At 41.8% G+C, this 18,666-nt stretch carries 12 protein-coding genes; 10 read left to right on the top strand and 2 right to left on the bottom strand.

Annotated features, from left to right (window positions below; all coding sequences use genetic code 11):
• Positions 1–672 precede the first annotated feature (672 nt).
• Positions 673–855 (top strand): XapX domain-containing protein, encoded by a 183-nt coding sequence (locus tag CDZ92_RS16570; RefSeq protein WP_096156322.1) that lies wholly within the window; start codon positions 673–675, stop codon positions 853–855.
• Between the two features lie 70 nt (positions 856–925).
• Here CDZ92_RS16570 and uvsE read toward each other — a convergent pair whose 3' ends face one another.
• Both uvsE and cls read right to left on the bottom strand, forming a co-directional pair.
• Positions 926–1,879 (bottom strand): UV DNA damage repair endonuclease UvsE, encoded by a 954-nt coding sequence (gene uvsE / locus CDZ92_RS16575; protein WP_096156323.1) that lies wholly within the window; start codon positions 1,877–1,879, stop codon positions 926–928.
• Between the two features lie 76 nt (positions 1,880–1,955).
• Entirely contained in the window at positions 1,956–3,164 is a 1,209-nt protein-coding gene (gene cls, locus CDZ92_RS16580; protein WP_227521417.1) for a cardiolipin synthase, read from the bottom strand.
• Between the two features lie 450 nt (positions 3,165–3,614).
• On the opposite strand from cls, the gene CDZ92_RS16585 reads away from it, so the two are divergent.
• The 9 genes from CDZ92_RS16585 (at position 3,615) to CDZ92_RS16625 (ending at position 18,262) form a co-directional block, all read left to right on the top strand.
• Positions 3,615–5,735: a heterodisulfide reductase-related iron-sulfur binding cluster gene (locus CDZ92_RS16585; protein ID WP_176483796.1), complete on the top strand. Its 2,121-nt coding sequence runs from the start codon at positions 3,615–3,617 to the stop codon at positions 5,733–5,735.
• Between the two features lie 199 nt (positions 5,736–5,934).
• Entirely contained in the window at positions 5,935–7,119 is a 1,185-nt protein-coding gene (locus CDZ92_RS16590; RefSeq protein ID WP_096156324.1) for an acetyl-CoA C-acetyltransferase, read from the top strand.
• A gap of 302 nt (positions 7,120–7,421) precedes the next feature.
• Positions 7,422–8,270: a 3-hydroxybutyryl-CoA dehydrogenase gene (locus CDZ92_RS16595; RefSeq protein ID WP_096156325.1), complete on the top strand. Its 849-nt coding sequence runs from the start codon at positions 7,422–7,424 to the stop codon at positions 8,268–8,270.
• Between the two features lie 114 nt (positions 8,271–8,384).
• Positions 8,385–9,521 (top strand): acyl-CoA dehydrogenase, encoded by a 1,137-nt coding sequence (locus tag CDZ92_RS16600; RefSeq protein ID WP_096156326.1) that lies wholly within the window; start codon positions 8,385–8,387, stop codon positions 9,519–9,521.
• 173 nt (positions 9,522–9,694) lie between these two features.
• Positions 9,695–10,834: an acyl-CoA dehydrogenase gene (locus CDZ92_RS16605; protein ID WP_096156327.1), complete on the top strand. Its 1,140-nt coding sequence runs from the start codon at positions 9,695–9,697 to the stop codon at positions 10,832–10,834.
• Positions 10,835–10,849: 15 nt separating this feature from the next.
• Positions 10,850–11,482 (top strand): TetR/AcrR family transcriptional regulator, encoded by a 633-nt coding sequence (locus CDZ92_RS16610; protein WP_096157043.1) that lies wholly within the window; start codon positions 10,850–10,852, stop codon positions 11,480–11,482.
• Position 11,483: 1 nt separating this feature from the next.
• Complete coding sequence (gene icmF / locus CDZ92_RS16615) at positions 11,484–14,729, top strand: fused isobutyryl-CoA mutase/GTPase IcmF (RefSeq protein WP_096156328.1); 3,246 nt, start codon at positions 11,484–11,486, stop codon at positions 14,727–14,729.
• 864 nt (positions 14,730–15,593) lie between these two features.
• Positions 15,594–16,154, top strand: coding sequence for a DNA-directed RNA polymerase subunit delta (rpoE, locus tag CDZ92_RS16620; RefSeq protein WP_096156329.1), 561 nt, complete (start codon positions 15,594–15,596; stop codon positions 16,152–16,154).
• 497 nt (positions 16,155–16,651) lie between these two features.
• On the top strand, positions 16,652–18,262 hold the full coding sequence (locus CDZ92_RS16625) for a CTP synthase (RefSeq protein WP_096156330.1): 1,611 nt from the start codon (positions 16,652–16,654) through the stop codon (positions 18,260–18,262).
• Positions 18,263–18,666 lie beyond the last annotated feature (404 nt).

Consider the following 18,666-nt stretch of genomic DNA (forward strand, 5'->3'; position numbering starts at 1 on the left):
CGGATTTGAGGTGAACCGTCCATGGGAGAGCGAGTCAAGGCCGATAAGCCCTCGGATTTGAGATGAACCGTCCATGGGAGAGCGAGTCAAGGCCGATAAGCCCTCGGATTTGAGGTGAACCGTCCATGGGAGAGAGAGCCAAGCCCGGTAAGCCCCCGGAAAAGAGGTAAACCGTCCATGGGAGAGAGAGTCAAGGCCGATTAGCTCTCGGAAAAGAGGTAAACCGTCCATGGGAGAGAGAGTCAAGGCCGATTAGCTCCCGGAAAAGAGGTAAACCGTCCATGTGGGAGAGAGCCAAGCCCGGTAAGCCCCCGGAAAAGAGGTAAACCGTCCATGGGAGAGAGAGTCAAGGCCGATTAGCCCCCGGAAAAGAGGTAAACCGTCCATGGGAGAGAGAGTCAAGCCCGGTAAGCCCTCGGATTAGAAGGAAACCGTCTATGGGAGAGTTAGTCAAGCACGAGTATTCCCTGAAATGGGAAGCAAACCAATAATAAAGACTAGATCTATTTTAAGTTAGGGCTAAACATGCCTGTGGAAAGTCAAGCCTTGCACGGTAATCAACAGAGGCTAATAAGAAACGGAAGTAAGGGAAATTCAATTATTTTTGAGTACGCTCCTACATTGTGGAAATACTACCAACATACAACGTACAACCTGAAGGGAGTTTGCATCATGAAAGAAAGTTTACTTGCGATTTTTACAGGTCTCATTGTAGGTTTTTTATTTGCGCTATTCCGCCTACCAATTCCAGCCCCACCAGCGTTTGCCGGAGTAGTAGGCATTATTGGTATCTACTTAGGATATAAACTACACTCCTTCGTCATGCAATTCATGCAACAAGGCGGGGGCGTGTAACAATCATTACAACAATATTACAGGGGTATTACGAGTGCCAGGCACCCGTAATACCCCTGAAACATTTATTTTACCATTCAACACTCCCGCCGGAGATGCGTTTGAAGCCGCGCATTTTACCGATGTCTTCTGCTAGCTGAAGAGCGGATAAGTCTTTTCGCTTCGCTTCGATCATAAAGTCAATATCTTCTCCAATGTCGACAGCTACTTTTAAAAACGGCTTAACAAACTCTAAATCCACATAATCAGAATGATGGCGAATTTTTTTATCATCAATTGGGGATGAAATGTGGACTTTAGGTCGAATCCCAACATTATCCCAAGTCCGATATACACGCGGTAACAATTCCTCCCACGAAACAGTACTCGGGTTGGCAAATTCATGATGATAATCAAAAGCGAGAGGCACGCCAATTTTTTCACAAACCGAAAGCGTTTCTTCTGTTGTGTACGTTTTATCATCGTTCTCTAGCGTCATGCGCTCAAAAACGTCTCGTGGGATCATCTTAATATTTTCAAAAAACCGTTCTAAAGCTGCTTGTTTATTACCATAAGCCCCACCAACATGAATATTCATTGTCCCACTTTTATGAAGACCCATTGCCTCCAGCATTTCGTAATGATACACCAAATCGCTCACGGCATTCTCCGTAATGTGCGGTTTATCGCTCGTGAAAAGGGTAAACTGGTTTGGATGAAAACTAGTACGCATATTGTATTTTTTCACTAAGTCGCCGATTTCCTTAAATTCATCTTTAAAAGTCGAACGATAATCCCACTTCACTTCTGGATGTGTTGCAAGTGGAACAAGGGATGATGAAAAGCGAAAAACTTGAATTTCATGCGCGATGCAATAGTAAATGATGCGTAACGTATTCTCTAAATTGATCCTTGTCACTTCTTTTAACTTATCAAGGCCATCATCTTTTTTCATCGTTTTATATCGTGTAAATGTCAACGTTTTAGACGGGGAAGCCTCCCACAATGCCCAAGATTGAGAAACAAAACCAAATCGAATTTTCATATAAAATCTCCTAAATCCATGTTAAAATCCAGTTCATTTTCACATACCACACTTTTTGCCTGCAAGAAACAATGTGCTATAAAAGTGGGGATAAAACTTTTGCGACTTGCTGCTTGCTCTTTTCCAATAATCCGCGCTGGTGTAAAAATTCCTCCGTTAATCGTTCTGCAGTGGCTAAATCTGAGTCCACCTTCTCTCTTACATGGCGAACAAACTCTTTATCAAAAATAATACAGTTGATTTCATGATTAATATGCAGGCTACGTTTATCAAAGTTAGCTGTTCCAATATCACATAGCTCACTGTCCACAATGATGACCTTCGCATGGAAAAAGCCATAGAAAAATCTGTAAACTTCGGCACCAGCCTCCATTAAGGTAGGAAAGTAGTTAAAGGCCGCATCCCTTAGTAACGGATGATCTTCTTTTTGGGGTACAACAATTTTCACTTTCACTCCACGCCCTAGAGTTTGCAGCAATTCCTCCATTAGTTCATCACTTGGTACGAAATATGGTGTGCAAATAACTACCTCATTTTGGGCGCATTTTAATAGTTGTTTGAACGTTGAGGTTAAAAAAGCTCCGTTCGTAGGTACGATTTGATGCCTAGTCTTACCTTTTTCAGATGCAGGAAAGTACTTTGTGTTTTCTAATAAGTCAATTTTTGAATCATCAAGCCAATCTTCTAAAAATTGCTTTTGTAAATCTTGCACACCTTCTCCTGTCATTTTTAAGTGATAATCGCGCCAAACACCGTATTTCGGGTCTTGTCCTAAATACTCTTTTCCAACATTAAAACCTCCAACAAACCCAATGTTTCCGTCAACCACCGTTATTTTCCGATGGTTTCGCTCGTTAAAAGTGTAAAAAAAGAACGGGGCTTTCGGTATATGACAATAATAAAACTCCACACCGCTCTGTTTTAGTTTTTCAATTTCTTGCTTTTTTACATTTTTCGATCCAACCCAGTCCAGTAAAAGTCGAACTTCCACTCCTTGTTTTGCTTTTTCTTTTAAAATGTCAAAAAACTCTTTGCTAATATGGTCATCTTGAACTATATAGAAGAGAGCGTGGATATGTTCTTTTGCCGAACGTAAGTCGTTAAACATCTCTTTGAAAAGCTTGCCACCATCCGTAAAAAGTTGCAGATCGCTATAACGCTTTGGAAATTCTATTTTCGCTACCGTTTCCAAATGCCTTTTACGTCCGAGGTTAAAGTCAATAATTAAATAAGCAAGCACGATCAAGCCTATTACAATAATAACCCCAAAAAACATTGTGAACATAAACGCTACCTCCATTTCTATTCCTCATAGTTTGACCAAAAAGAGATTAGTTATTAGTGGTTAGTGATTAGTTATTAGGAAAAACAACTGATACAGGGGCAGATTAAAACTTTAACCATTTTAAATATGTATTAGCAATTAGATAAATACAAAATAGACTACCAGGCGGCTTTTCTCCTCGAATCACTAATCAATACTTACCCTCTAAATATTACAGCAATGTTAAAAGTGCCTGGCACCCGTAACATGATTGAAACAATTGTTGTTCGTTAAAAAGAATTTGACTATATGTGTTGACTGAATGCTCATTCATTATATAATATGAGAATAGAGATAAAGTTCAGAAAATTACCTTCTTTTTGAACATAAAGGAAAATAATCAGTCGAAAACAGCTAATCACTAATCACTAACCACTAAAACAACAGCTACACGAAAGGAGCAGAGGGGACTTGTCAAATTACTTACTAATTGCAAACTGGATTTTATTCATTATTGTAACCGCTTACGCAGCATCCTTGTTTGTATACTTAATTCGCACAAGAATCACTTACATCAAGCTCGGAAAGAAAGTGGAGTTTGATAACAAAATCAAAGAACGTCTAAACAACGTATGGGTAAACGTTTTTGGACAAAAGAAACTTTTAAAAGACAAAAAAAGCGGAATCATACATGTTATGTTTTTCTACGGGTTTATTCTCGTACAGCTAGGAGCAATAGATCTAATCATTAAAGGGCTAGCACCAAACGCTCACCTACCATTAGGTCCACTCTACCCGGCATTCACGTTTTTCCAAGAAATCGTGACATTAATGATTTTAGTAGCAGTAGTTTGGGCGTTCCATCGACGTTACATTGAAAAACTTGTACGCCTTAAGCGCGGTTTCAAATCAGGTTTAGTGCTACTGTTCATCGGTGGACTCATGCTTTCCGTTCTTTTCTCAAACGGAATGGGTATCCTTTGGCACAATCACGACTTAACATGGAGCGAGCCAGTTGCCTCTGCGTTTGCTTATCTGTTTGGTTGGATAAACACAACAGCAGCCATCGCCCTTTTCTACATCGGTTGGTGGATTCACTTATTACTATTACTCGTTTTCTTAGTTTACGTACCACAATCCAAGCACGCACACTTAATCGCAGGGCCAGCAAACGTATTTTTCCACCGTTTAGACAATCCTGGGAAATTATCGAAAATTGACTTCGAAGACGAAACACAAGAATCTTTCGGAGTTGGGAAAATTCAAGACTTCACACAACACCAGATGATCGACTTCTACGCATGTGTAGAGTGTGGTCGTTGTACAAATATGTGTCCTGCTACAGGTACAGGCAAAATGTTATCGCCAATGGATTTAATTGTAAAGCTTCGCGACCATCTAACAGAAACTGGCGCAGCTGTTACTTCCAAACAACCATGGGTGCCAACATACGCATTTAACAACACAAAAGCAAACCAGTTAGCATTAGCTGCTGCAGGTCAAGGTGCAAAAGAAAGTGTAGCAACACTTGACTACAGCCCAAGCCTAATCGGCGATGTTATTACAGAAGAAGAAATTTGGGCATGTACAACGTGCCGTAACTGTGAAGACCAATGTCCAGTTATGAACGAACATGTAGACAAAATTATCGATCTTCGTCGTTACTTAGTGTTAACAGAAGGAAAAATGGACCCAGAAGCACAACGCGCGATGACAAACATTGAGCGTCAAGGAAATCCATGGGGCTTAAACCGTAAAGAGCGTGAAAACTGGCGCGACGCTGCTCCAGAAGTATCCATTCCTACGGTAAAAGAAATGAAAAAAGCAGGCGAAGACTTCGAATACTTATTCTGGGTTGGAGCGATGGGATCATTCGATAATCGCTCACAAAAAATCGCCATCAGCTTTGCAAAATTACTAAACGAAGCAGGCGTGAAATTCGCTATTTTAGGTAACAAAGAGAAAAACTCAGGTGACACTCCACGCCGCCTAGGAAATGAGTTCTTATTCCAAGAGCTAGCAACGAACAACATCGCGGAATTCGAGAAAAACGAAGTGAAGAAGATCGTTACAATCGACCCGCATGCATACAACATTTTCAAAAATGAGTATCCAGACTTCGGCTTAGAAGCAGAAGTATTCCACCATACAGAAGTGTTAGCTGATTTAGTGAAAGCTGGTAAGCTCGCACCGAAGCACGCAGTAAACGAAACAATCACGTTCCACGATTCCTGTTATTTAGGAAGATACAATGAAGTATACGAGCCACCTCGTGAAATTTTAAAAGCTATCCCAGGCGTGAAGCTTGTTGAAATGGAACGTAACCGCGAAAAAGGAATGTGTTGTGGAGCTGGTGGAGGCTTAATGTGGATGGAAGAAACAGCAGGCACACGCGTAAACGTAGCCCGCACAGAACAAGCATTAGCTGTACAACCGACCATGATTAGCTCTGGCTGTCCTTACTGCTTAACGATGCTATCTGACGGAACGAAAGCAAAAGAAGTCGAAGAGCAAGTTGGCACGTACGATGTAGCAGAACTTCTAGACAAAGCAATATTCGGTGAAGGTAAAAAAGAAGAAGAGGCTTCCTAATAAATACTAGAATACTAGATTAAGATGATGAATAAAGTGGAAGTGGTGTACGTAACATTACGTGCACCTTCCGCATTTCCACAAAACTGAGCGAGCGTTCAGTCGTCAAATATTACAAAACCATTACAAGTGCCTGGCACCTGTAACGATCTTGAAATAATTTGTAAGCGTTCACAACTATATGAAGGAGGAATAGATGATGGGAAAAACAGTTATCGTTAGTGGAGTACGTACACCGGTTGGTCGATTTGGTGGGAGCTTAAGTACATTAACAGCTTCCGACCTAGGCGGAATCGCAATTAAAGAAGCATTAAACAGAGCAGGTGTTGCACCTGATTCAGTTGGCGAAGTAATTTACGGTACCGTTTTACAAGGCGGTCAAGGCCAAATTCCTTCTCGCCAAGCAGCAAGAAAAGCCGGCCTTCCATGGAACGTAAAAACAGAAACTATCAATAAAGTGTGTGCATCCGGCATGCGCGCCGTAACTTTAGCAGACATCCTAATTCGTTCTGGTGAAGAAGAAGTAATCGTCGCGGGTGGCATGGAGTCCATGAGCAACGCCCCTTATTTTTTACCAAAAGCTCGCTGGGGCCACAAAATGGGCGACGGCAGTGTGAAAGACTTAATGATCTATGACGGCCTAACTTGTACCTTCACAGGCGTGCACATGGGAACGTACGGCAACTCTTGCGCAAAAGAAATGGAAATCTCGCGCGAGGCACAGGATGAGTGGTCTTTCAAAAGCCACCAAAAAGCATTAGCAGCAATGGAAAACGGTCTATATGCACAAGAAATCGTACCAGTGGAAATTCCACAACGTAAAGGTGACCCAATCATCGTAAAAGACGACGAATCACCACGTAAAGACACGAACTTAGAGCGTTTAGCGAAACTAAAACCTGTTTTCGACCACGACGGAACAATCACAGCGGGAAATGCACCAGGAGTAAACGACGGCGCAGCAGCACTAGTCTTAATGAGCGAAGACCGCGCCACAGCTGAAGGCAAAGAAGTACTAGCAACAATCGTTGGTCACGCATCCATCGCTGTAGAAGCGAAAGACTTCCCAAAAACACCAGGACTTGTCATCCAAGAACTTTTAAAGAAAACAGGTAAAAAAGTAGAAGACATCGACTTATTTGAAATAAACGAAGCATTTGCAGCAGTAGCGCTAGCTTCCGCAAAAATTGCAGGAATTGACCTAGAAAAAGTAAACGTAAACGGTGGCGCAGTCGCACTAGGCCATCCAATCGGCGCAAGTGGCGCAAGAATCATCATTTCGTTAGTGCACGAACTAAAACGACGCGGCGGCGGAATCGGAATTGCCTCCATCTGCAGCGGGGGCGGTCAAGGCGACGCAATTATGGTGGAAGTGAAAGGGTAACTCAATAGTTCTCTTACTTTATAAGCAGCTAATGTGTGCAAATCATGTAAAACATTCAAGAAATAGTTGGAACTAACAGTTCAATCGGCGAAAATGGGCAACTTACCGGCGAATATTTAAGTTTAATCGGCGAAAATCAACAACTTATCGGCGAAAATCCCGGTTCAATCGGCGGAAGGGGTCACGTTATCGGCGAAAATCCCATGTTATCAGCGATTTACCCTTAATATCGGCGAACTTAAAACAAGAATCGAAGCGACGAAACTTCACTTAACACCAATTAACTCAAGGAGGAACCAAATATGAACATCCAAAAAGTAATGGTCATCGGAGCAGGACAAATGGGCTCTGGCATCGCACAAGTTTGCGCAATGGCCGGCCTACACGTATACGTAAACGACATTCAACAACAATCCCTAGACAAAGGCCTAGCAATCATCACGAAAAACCTATCCCGACAAGTAGAAAAAGGCCGTATGGCTGAAACCGATAAAGAAGCGACCCTATCACGCCTAACGTGGACACAAGCCCTAGAAGACGCAGCGAACGTCGACATCGTCATCGAAGCCGCAGTCGAGAACATGGACATTAAAAAGAAAATTTTCCAAGCAGTCGACCAACACGCACCAGAACACGCAATACTTGCAACAAACACATCATCCTTGCCAATCACAGAAATCGCAGCAGTCACAAGCCGTCCAGAAAAAGTAATCGGCATGCACTTTATGAACCCAGTGCCTGTTATGAAACTAGTAGAAATCATCCGTGGCTTGCAAACAGACGACAGTGTTTACACAGCCATCGAAGACTTAACAAAAACACTACAAAAAGTACCAGTGGAAGTAAACGACTTCCCAGGCTTCGTAGCCAACCGCGTCCTGATGCCCATGATTAACGAAGCAATCTACACGGTATACGAAGGCGTCGCAACACCAGAAGCAGTCGACGAAGTCATGAAGCTCGGAATGAACCACCCAATGGGACCACTCCAACTCGCTGACTTCATCGGCCTCGACACATGCCTTTACATCATGGAAACATTGCACGAAGGGTTCGGCGACGACAAATATCGCCCATGTCCACTTTTAAGAAAATACGTAAAAGCTGGCTGGCTTGGAAGAAAAACTGGCAAAGGCTTCTACCAATACTAATCTAAACAGGGAGGCATGCTCGCTCTTCGGTTCTCAAGCTAAACCGCCCACAGCGTCCTTATCACCAATGAGACAGAGCCAACGCCCCCAGCAACCTTGAAAGGAGCACACACCATGAACTTACGTTTTACCGAAGAACAAGAAATGATGAGAAAAATGGTCCGCGACTTCGCCCAAGAGGAAATCGCTCCATTCGTCGAACAAATGGAAGCAGGCGCATTCCCACGCGACATTTTAAATAAAATGGCAGAACTAGGCTTAATGGGTATCACGATCCCAGAACAATACGGCGGCGCAGGAATGGACTTCACATCCTACATCATCGCGATCAACGAAATCTCCAAAGTAAGCGCAACAGTTGGTGTTATCCTATCTGTCCACACATCAGTAGGAACAAACCCAATCCTTTACTTCGGAACAGAAGAACAAAAACAAAAATACGTAACAAAATTAGCAGCTGGCGAATTTTTAGGGGCATTCGCCCTAACAGAACCAAGTGCAGGTTCTGACGCAGGAAGCCTGAAAACACGCGCAGTCAAAAACGGCGACCATTACATCTTAAACGGAGCCAAAGTGTTCATCACAAACGGTGGCGAAGCAGACACGTACATCGTATTTGCTTCCACCAATCCAGAGCTAGGCTCCAAAGGTGTTTCAGCATTCATCGTAGAAAAAGACACGCCAGGCTTCATCATTGGGAAAGACGAGCACAAAATGGGCCTTCACGGTTCCAAAACAGTGCAGTTAACGTTTGAAGACGCAAAAGTGCCAGCAGAAAACCTACTTGGCCAAGAAGGAGAAGGCTTCAAAATTGCGATGGCCAATTTAGACGTAGGTCGTATCGGTATCGCCGCTCAATCTTTAGGAATCGCCGAAGCAGCAACAGAAGCAGCTATCGCTTATTCAAAAGAACGCGTTCAATTTGGCAAACCAATCTCCGCTCAACAAGGAGTTGGCTTCAAACTAGCAGACATGGCAACAGCTGTTGAAGCTGCCAAACTATTAACCTATCGCGCTGCAAACTTAAGACAAAATGGCATGTCTTGCGGAAAAGAAGCGTCCATTGCCAAACTTTTCGCATCGAAAACAGCCATGGAAGTAACAACAGAAGCAATCCAAGTGTTCGGAGGCTACGGCTACACGAAAGACTACCCAGTAGAACGCTACTTCCGCGACGCAAAAGTATGCGAAATCTACGAAGGCACAAGCGAAATCCAACGAATCGTTATTGGGAAGCATTTGATTAGTTGATTAGTTGGTTAGTGGTTAGTTGGTTAGGAAAACCAAAAAACCAAAAACCGAAAATCAAAAACCAAAACCAAAAACAAAAACAAAAACAGTTAGAAGGTAGTTGGTTAGCCCAACTCAAAACCTAACCAACTAACGCCTAACACCTAACACCTAAAAAAACGGAGGTAACACATATGAACTTTCAATTATCAGAAGAACACGAAATGATCCGCAAAATGGTACGTGATTTTGCAAAAAACGAAGTAGAACCAACAGCTGCAGAGCGTGACGAAGAAGAACGCTTTGACATGGAAATCTTCCACAAAATGGCGGAACTAGGCCTTACAGGTATCCCGTTCCCTGAAGAATACGGCGGAATCGGCAGTGACTACCTTGCTTACTGTATCGCAGTAGAAGAACTTTCTCGTGTATGTGCATCAACAGGCGTAACCCTTTCTGCTCACACATCACTTGCTAGCTGGCCAATCTACAAGTACGGTACAGAAGAGCAAAAACAAAAATACTTAAAGCCACTTGCACAAGGTACAAAAATTGGGGCTTACGGCTTAACAGAACCAGGCTCTGGATCAGATGCTGGTGGAATGAGAACGACAGCGCGCCTAGAAGGTGACCATTACGTGCTGAATGGCTCCAAAATTTTTATCACAAACGGCGGAATTGCAGACATCTATGTTGTATTTGCAGTGACGGACCCATCTAATAAACATAAAGGTACAAGTGCATTCATCATTGAAAGTGACTTCCCAGGGTTTAGCGTAGGGAAAAAAGAACAAAAGCTAGGAATTCGTTCATCACCTACAACAGAAATCATGTTCGAAGATTGCAAAGTCCCTGTTGAAAACTTACTAGGGGAAGTTGGAGAAGGATTTAAAGTAGCAATGACAACACTTGACGGTGGCCGAAATGGTATTGCTGCACAAGCTGTCGGAATTGCACAAGGGGCACTTGACGCTTCCATCGCATATGCAAAAGAGCGTGTCCAATTCGGCAAACCAATCGCAGCGCAACAAGGCGTAAGTTTTAAACTAGCAGACATGGCAACGATGATCGAAGCTTCTAGACTATTAACATACCAAGCGGCGTGGAGAGAGTCAGAAGGACTTTCATACGGTAAGGAATCGGCGATGTCGAAGCTAATAGCAGGTGACACGGCGATGAAAGTAACAACAGAAGCGGTGCAAGTATTCGGCGGATACGGCTATACGAAAGACTATCCAGTAGAGCGATACATGCGTGATGCGAAAATCACACAAATCTACGAAGGAACACAAGAAATTCAACGTCTAGTAATCTCCAGAATGCTGACAAAATAAGGCGGCAGAAAAGTGATGAAAAAACGGCAAGTGCACGCATCCGTTAAAGATGAAAAGCTCATTGAAAAACGCCGAGATCAAATGATAAAAGGTGCGGTAAGTCTTTTTAAACAAAAAGGCTTCCACCGCACGACAACAAGAGAAATCGCCAAAGAAGCGGGATTTAGCATTGGCACATTGTACGAATACATTCGTACAAAAGAAGATGTTCTCTATCTAGTATGTGACCGAATCTATGACCAAGTTGGCGAACGTCTCCAACAAGAACTCCAAACGAAAAAAGGTAGTCTCGAAAGCTTAAAATCTGCGATAACGTACTATTTTTTCGTAATGGACGAAATGCAAGACGAGGTACTCGTCATGTACCAAGAGGCAAAATCGCTTTCGAAAGACGCCTTGCCATATGTACTAAACAAAGAAATTGAAATGGTAAAGATGTTTGAAGAAGTCGTTCGGAATTATGTAAAAGAAAACGGCACATCCATGTCGGAAAAAGAAATTGAACTACTTGCTCACAACATTTTCGTCCAAGGACAAATGTGGGGCTTCCGACGCTGGGTGTTGCAACGACAATTTACATTGCAACAATACGTAGACATACAACTACACTTACTACTACACGGACTTACAAAAGGGGAGGAAAAGTAAGATGGAACTGTACCAACCGAAACACCATATCCGTTTTGTGACGGCATCAAGTCTTTTCGATGGACACGATGCATCCATTAACATTATGCGACGTATTTTACAAGGAAGCGGGGCAGAGGTCATCCACCTAGGCCATAACCGTTCCGTAGAAGAAATCGTCAACGCGGCAATCCAAGAGGACGTTCAAGGAATCGCGATTTCATCGTACCAAGGCGGTCACGTAGAATATTTCAAATACATGTATGACCTATTAAAAGAAAAAGGCGCATCTCACATCCGTATTTACGGTGGAGGCGGCGGGGTAATCATTCCCCAAGAAATAAAAGAACTACACGAGTACGGCATTGCCCGCATTTTCTCACCGGAAGACGGCAGAGAGCACGGCTTACAAGGCATGATCAACATGATGATCAAAGAATGCGACTTCCTACCAGCTGGAAAAGTAACGGACGAAGTTGAAAACCTATCCGTCGACAACCATCAAGCTGTTGCCCGCCTTATTTCTCTTGCGGAAACACAAATCGCAGCAAACACAGAAGTAGCAGCAACAGCACAAGCAGTTCTTACTAAAGTAAAAGAAATGCAACAAAACGTACCAGTACTAGGTATAACAGGTACAGGTGGAGCAGGAAAAAGCTCGTTAACAGACGAACTTATCCGCCGCTACTTAAACGAAGTGCCAGAAAATAAAGTAGCCATTCTATCTGTTGACCCAACCAAACAAAAAACAGGTGGAGCACTACTTGGGGACCGTATTCGCATGAACGCAATCTTCAACCCGCGCGTTTTCATGCGTTCCTTAGCAACTCGAGGTTCTCGTTCTGAGCTATCTTTAGCTATTCAAGACGCTATCGCTGTCGTAAAAGCAGCTGGATTTGATCTTGTAATCGTCGAGACGAGCGGAATCGGCCAAGGAGATGCCGGCATTACAGAAATTTGCGATATCTCCATGTATGTGATGACGAGCGAATTCGGTGCGCCTTCTCAGCTAGAAAAAATTGATATGATCGATTACGCGGATTTAATCGTCATTAACAAATTTGAGCGTAAAGGGTCTGAAGATGCGAAGCGCCAAGTGCAGAAACAATACCAACGTAGCCACTTAGCATTTGAGCAAGAGTTAGACGAAATGCCAGTTTTCGGCACCATCGCTAGCCAGTTCAACGATTTAGGCACAAACACGTTATTTGCGGCACTTTTAAATAAAATCAATGAAAAAACAGGCTCTAGCTACACATCAAGTTTGCCAGTTTCCAAAGAGGTGGAAAAGCAAAACATCATCATTCCGAACGATCGCCGTTACTATTTACGTGAAATCTCGGACACTGTTCGCAACTACCATAAAACCGCAGGGGAGCAGTTAGAAATTGCACGTAAACTGTTCCAATTAGACGGAGCAATGGAAGCGGCAGCAGCTCAACAAGAAATAGTGTCTGCTCTACAATCGATTCGCAGTGAATACGAAGAAAAACTAACAAAAGAATCAAAGGAAATTTTAGCTACTTGGGATGAGAAAAGAGAGAAATATTCTGGTGAACAATTTGTAACAAAGATTCGCGATAAAGAAATCATTACGAAGCTTACTACAAAGAGCTTATCTGGCTTAAACATTCCAAAAGTTGTGTTACCGAAGTTTGTAGACTACGGAGAAATTTTACGTTGGGTATATAAAGAGAACGTCCCAGGTGAATTCCCGTATACAGCGGGCGTATTTCCATTCAAACGCGAAGGCGAAGATCCGAAACGTCAATTCGCTGGGGAAGGAACGCCTGAGCGCACAAACCGTCGCTTCCACTATTTAAGCAAGGATGACGATGCCAAACGTTTAAGTACGGCATTTGATTCGGTAACTCTTTACGGAGAAGACCCTGCACACCGCCCGGACATTTATGGAAAAGTAGGAAATAGCGGTGTAAGCATCTGTACGCTAGACGACATGAAAAAGCTATACGATGGCTTTGACCTTTGCGCACCGAGCACATCTGTATCGATGACGATTAATGGTCCAGCCCCAATTATTTTAGCGATGTTCATGAATACAGCAGTAGACCAACAAGTGAAGAAAAAAGAAGAAGAGCTTGGCCGCATGCTTTCAGTGGAAGAGTATACAGAGATTCGCATGTACACATTACAAACAGTTCGCGGTACCGTTCAAGCTGATATTTTAAAAGAAGACCAAGGCCAAAATACGTGTATTTTCTCAACAGAGTTTGCCCTGCGCATGATGGGAGATATTCAACAATATTTCATTGAAAATAAAGTGCGTAACTATTACTCTGTTTCTATTTCCGGCTATCATATCGCAGAAGCTGGGGCAAACCCAATTACACAACTTGCGTTTACATTATCAAACGGATTCACGTATGTAGAATATTACTTAAGCCGCGGCATGAACATTGATGACTTTGCACCGAACTTATCGTTCTTCTTTAGCAACGGTCTAGACCCTGAATACACAGTAATCGGCCGTGTGGCACGTCGTATTTGGGCAACTGTTATGAAAAATAAATACGGGGCAAATGAGCGTAGCCAAAAGCTCAAGTATCATATCCAAACGTCAGGTCGTTCCTTGCACGCACAAGAAATCGACTTTAACGACATTCGTACAACACTTCAAGCATTAATGGCGCTGCAAGATAACTGTAACTCGCTTCATACAAATGCATACGACGAAGCGATTACAACGCCAACAGAAGAGAGTGTGCGTCGCGCAATGGCGATCCAAATGATTATTACAAAAGAACACGGCTTAACGAAAAATGAAAATCCTCTACAAGGTTCGTTCATTGTCGAAGAGCTAACAGACTTAGTAGAAGAAATGGTATTACAAGAGTTCGAACGCTTGAACGACCGTGGAGGCGTGTTAGGTTCCATGGAAACGCAATACCAACGCGGTAAGATTCAAGACGAGTCGATGTACTACGAAATGAAAAAACATACTGGTGAACTACCAATAATCGGTGTAAACACATATAAAAATCCTAACCCACCATCAGAAGACGAGTTAAACGACATTGAGCTTGCTCGCTCGACAGATGAAGAAAAAGAAACGCAAATCCGTAACTTAAATGAATTCCAAGCTCGCAATGCTGATGAAGTAGAAGAAGCGTTAAAGCGTCTAAAGCACACAGCAATTAGCGGCGGAAATATTTTCGAAGAGTTAATGGAAACAGTAAAAGTCGCAAGCCTTGGACAAATCACAGGAGCACTTTACGAAGTAGGCGGACAGTATAGAAGGAATATGTAAATGAAATGAATAGGCTTGTACAGATGTCGATTGTTATACGGCAATCTGTACAAGCCGTTTTTCATATTAAAAATGTGTATAAAGTTCAAAATGAGAAAAAATTGAGAAGGTAAATGAACTTGATAGTGGTTATCAAGTTTAAAATGAAAAAGCTTGAGAAGGAAAATGAACTTGATTGAGGTTATCAAGTTCAAAGTGATAAAAGTTGAGAAGGAAAATGAACTTGATAGTGGTTATCAAGTTCAAAATGAGAAAAATTTGAGAAGAAAATGAACTTGATTGAGGTTATTAAGTTCAAAATGAAAAAAATTGAGAAGGAAAATGAACTTGATAGAAGCTATCAAGATCAAAATGAAAAAGCTTGAGAAGGAAAATGAACTCGATAGTGGTTATGAAGTTCAACTACGATAAATTTTATTAGCCAGATGAACTTCAGCGGCTTTATGAGGTTCAACCACGATAATATTTATTAGCCAAATGAACTTCAGCGGCCTTATGAAGTTCAACTTTAAGTAAATTTTAAGGCAAGTTAAACTTCATTGGCTTTTTGTCACAAACGCTTTCTTTCTAGCTATATTTCCTAGCCCTGAACGAGGATGGTTGGCTAGTGTGCTATTGTTATAGTATTATGGGGCAGGCACGGGGAAAGGACCGGAGAAACAATTTTTTCTAGAAACTTGATTTAATACTGGATTAAACAATTGGAATTTGTTTATAATGAATGGTATGGATTTTGTAGGGCTAGGCGACTGCCTATTTTATTGCGAAACAACAAGGATTTGCAATAGGAGCTGTCGAAACTAGTACATCGAGATATACTTTTTACCAATTATTTTCTTTTACATATAGAAAGGGTGTGCAAACATGACATTAGACCAATTAACGGTGGAAGATATAAAAGAAATGTCATTAATTGAAATCGCATTTATGCTTCTTAAAGATCGTGATGTAAAGCAAGCGGTGCCATTTCAAGATTTATTAAATGAAATGAAGGAACTTACTGGTTTTACGGATAAGGATCTTCGCACAAATCTTTCCCAGTTTTACACGGATTTGAATATTGATGGTCGATTCCTTTGTGTTGGGGAAAACCAATGGGGTCTACGTGCTTGGTATCCGTATGACCAAATTGAGGAAGAAACAACTCCTCAGGTGAAGGTGAAGAAGAAGAAAGCGAAGAAGTCTGATGGTGACGATTTAGATCTGGAAGAGTACGATGAGTTGGATGAAGAAGAATTAGAGTTCGACGACCTTGACGATTATGAAGAGGACGAAGAAGAGATAATCGTGGACACTCCGGATTTAGATGAGGATTTAGATGACGATGAAGATGAGGATGAACTTGAGATTTTAGAAGATGAAGAGTTTGACCTTGATGAAGAGGACGAAGAAGAACTAGAATTAGATGAGGAAGAAGAAGTTTAATTGGAGAGTTTTCAAAAACCTCCTTGACTTTTTTGCTATAGCTAGGTAGAATCTTTTTTGGGCTCCTTAAAAAAGGACTAACTTTAAACGTATAAAATATACGCTCCCCTACACTTAAGTAGGCGGAGCGTTTTTGTTTTTTTATAAAGATTTGTTAAAAGGTATTTACTGTTTTTAAATACTAATTAGCTGTTTATTGTAGTGCAAGCTATAGACTCCTGCGGGAGAAGCGGGAAACGGGAGACCCCACAGGCGCTTGCGCCGAGGAGGCTCCCGGCCCGCCCGCGGAAAGCGGAAGCTTGCACGGAAATCAACAGCGGTGTTTAACAAAGACTTTTATTAAATGAGTTTGGCGTTAATAAAACAATAGTATTTCAACAGCATTTTTAACGAATGCTAAACATGTTGAATAGCCTCTCCAAAAATTATATAAAAACTATTTTACATACACGAAACAGTATGTGCACGAAAAAATTATCCATTAGAGGGGGAGCATCATGACAAAGTATATTTTTGTAACAGGTGGAGTAGTATCTTCACTAGGAAAAGGAATCACAGCAGCATCTTTAGGCCGTTTATTAAAAAATAGAGGGTTAAGTGTAACAATCCAAAAATTCGATCCTTACATTAACGTAGACCCAGGTACGATGAGCCCGTACCAACATGGTGAAGTTTTCGTAACAGATGACGGCGCAGAAACCGATTTAGACTTAGGTCACTACGAACGTTTCATTGACATTAACTTAAACAAGTACAGCAACGTAACAACTGGGAAAATTTATTCCACTGTACTGAAAAAAGAACGTCGTGGCGATTATTTAGGCGGAACAGTTCAAGTTATCCCACACATCACGAACGAAATTAAAGAGCGTGTATTCCGTGCTGGTCGCGAAACGGGTGCAGATGTTGTTATTACGGAAATTGGTGGAACAGTTGGGGACATCGAATCATTACCATTCTTAGAAGCAATTCGCCAAATTAAAAGCGACATCGGCCGTGACAGCGTTATGTACATTCACTGTACGTTAGTTCCTTACTTAAACGCTGCTGGTGAGTTAAAAACAAAGCCAACACAACATAGCGTAAAAGAACTTCGTAGCTTAGGTATTCAACCGAACATTATCGTTCTTCGTTCAGAGCATGCAATTTCTCAAGATATGAAAGACAAAATTGCTTTATTCTGCGATATCGACGAGCGCGCAGTAATCGAGTCTATCGATGCAGATACGTTATACGCCGTTCCTTTATCCTACCAAGAGCAAAAAATGGACCAAATCGTTTGCGAACATTTAAACCTTCCTTGTGGGGAAGCAAACATGTCCGAGTGGAACGCGTTAGTGGATAAGGTTCGTAGCTTATCGAAAGTGACGAAAATTGCCCTTGTTGGTAAATATGTAGAGTTACAAGATGCATACATTTCTGTAGCGGAAGCACTGCGTCATGCAGGTTACGATTTTGACTCTGATATAAAAATTCAGTGGGTTAATGCAGAAGAAGTGAATGGAGATAACGTAGAAGAATTATTAAGCGAGGCAGATGGAATTTTAGTTCCAGGTGGTTTCGGAGATCGTGGAGTAGAAGGGAAAATCGAAGCAATTCGCTATGCTCGTGAAAATAAAGTGCCATTCTTCGGTATTTGCTTAGGAATGCAACTAGCATCTGTTGAGTATGCGCGTAACGTATTAGGATTAAAAGATGCTCATTCATCTGAATTAAATCCAGAAACTACAAATCCAGTAATCGATTTACTACCTGAGCAAAAAGACATTGAAGATTTAGGTGGAACATTACGTCTAGGATTATACCCATGTAAGTTAACAGAAGGCTCTATAGCTCGCGATGCATACAAAGACGAAGTAATCTATGAGCGTCACCGTCATCGTTATGAGTTCAACAACCAATACCGTCAACAAATGGAAGAGCACGGTTTCATCTTCTCTGGTACAAGCCCAGACGGCCGTTTAGTGGAAATCATTGAGTTAAAAGACCACCCATGGTTCTTAGCATCTCAATTCCACCCAGAGTTCACATCAAGACCAAACCGTTCTCAACCACTTTTCCGCGAGTTCGTTCAAGCTTCATTGAAGAAAGCGGAAGTGTTAGCGTAAGATTATAAAGCGAAGGAAAACCAGTCATCTTAAAAGGTGATTGGTTTTTTTTTTGTATATTTTGAAAAAAAATAACAAAAAACCGCACATGTGCAGTTGTGTAATCTTCAAATATTAGTTATGGAATACGGATGAAAGAAGGCGTATTAGTAGAAGTGACAATAAAAGGTAAATTCTTTATCTAAAAAGCAATTTTTTATAAAAAAATAACAAAAAACCGCACATGTGCGGTTGACAATGCCTCTTAACTATAGTGTATAAAAGCCGATAAAGTGTAAATTCCGCCGATAAAATGGAAAATTCGCCTATAAAAGTCGAATTTTCGCCGATAAACTATGCAAATTCGCCGATAAAACCCAAAATATCGCCGATAAACCATTTAACACCAACCTCCATATAAAAAA

Source organism: Bacillus sp. FJAT-45066, from assembly GCF_002335755.1.
In the GTDB taxonomy this organism is placed as follows: domain Bacteria; phylum Bacillota; class Bacilli; order Bacillales; family Bacillaceae_I; genus Bacillus_CD; species Bacillus_CD alkalisoli.

Coding starts and splice junctions, on each gene's coding strand:
- CDZ92_RS16570 (WP_096156322.1), top strand. CDS start 673: ATGAAAGAAAGTTTACTTGCGATTTTTACAGGTCTCATTGTAGGTTTT.
- uvsE (WP_096156323.1), bottom strand. CDS start 1,879: ATGAAAATTCGATTTGGTTTTGTTTCTCAATCTTGGGCATTGTGGGAG.
- cls (WP_227521417.1), bottom strand. CDS start 3,164: ATGTTCACAATGTTTTTTGGGGTTATTATTGTAATAGGCTTGATCGTG.
- CDZ92_RS16590 (WP_096156324.1), top strand. CDS start 5,935: ATGGGAAAAACAGTTATCGTTAGTGGAGTACGTACACCGGTTGGTCGA.
- CDZ92_RS16595 (WP_096156325.1), top strand. CDS start 7,422: ATGAACATCCAAAAAGTAATGGTCATCGGAGCAGGACAAATGGGCTCT.
- CDZ92_RS16600 (WP_096156326.1), top strand. CDS start 8,385: ATGAACTTACGTTTTACCGAAGAACAAGAAATGATGAGAAAAATGGTC.
- CDZ92_RS16605 (WP_096156327.1), top strand. CDS start 9,695: ATGAACTTTCAATTATCAGAAGAACACGAAATGATCCGCAAAATGGTA.
- CDZ92_RS16610 (WP_096157043.1), top strand. CDS start 10,850: ATGAAAAAACGGCAAGTGCACGCATCCGTTAAAGATGAAAAGCTCATT.
- icmF (WP_096156328.1), top strand. CDS start 11,484: ATGGAACTGTACCAACCGAAACACCATATCCGTTTTGTGACGGCATCA.
- rpoE (WP_096156329.1), top strand. CDS start 15,594: ATGACATTAGACCAATTAACGGTGGAAGATATAAAAGAAATGTCATTA.
- CDZ92_RS16625 (WP_096156330.1), top strand. CDS start 16,652: ATGACAAAGTATATTTTTGTAACAGGTGGAGTAGTATCTTCACTAGGA.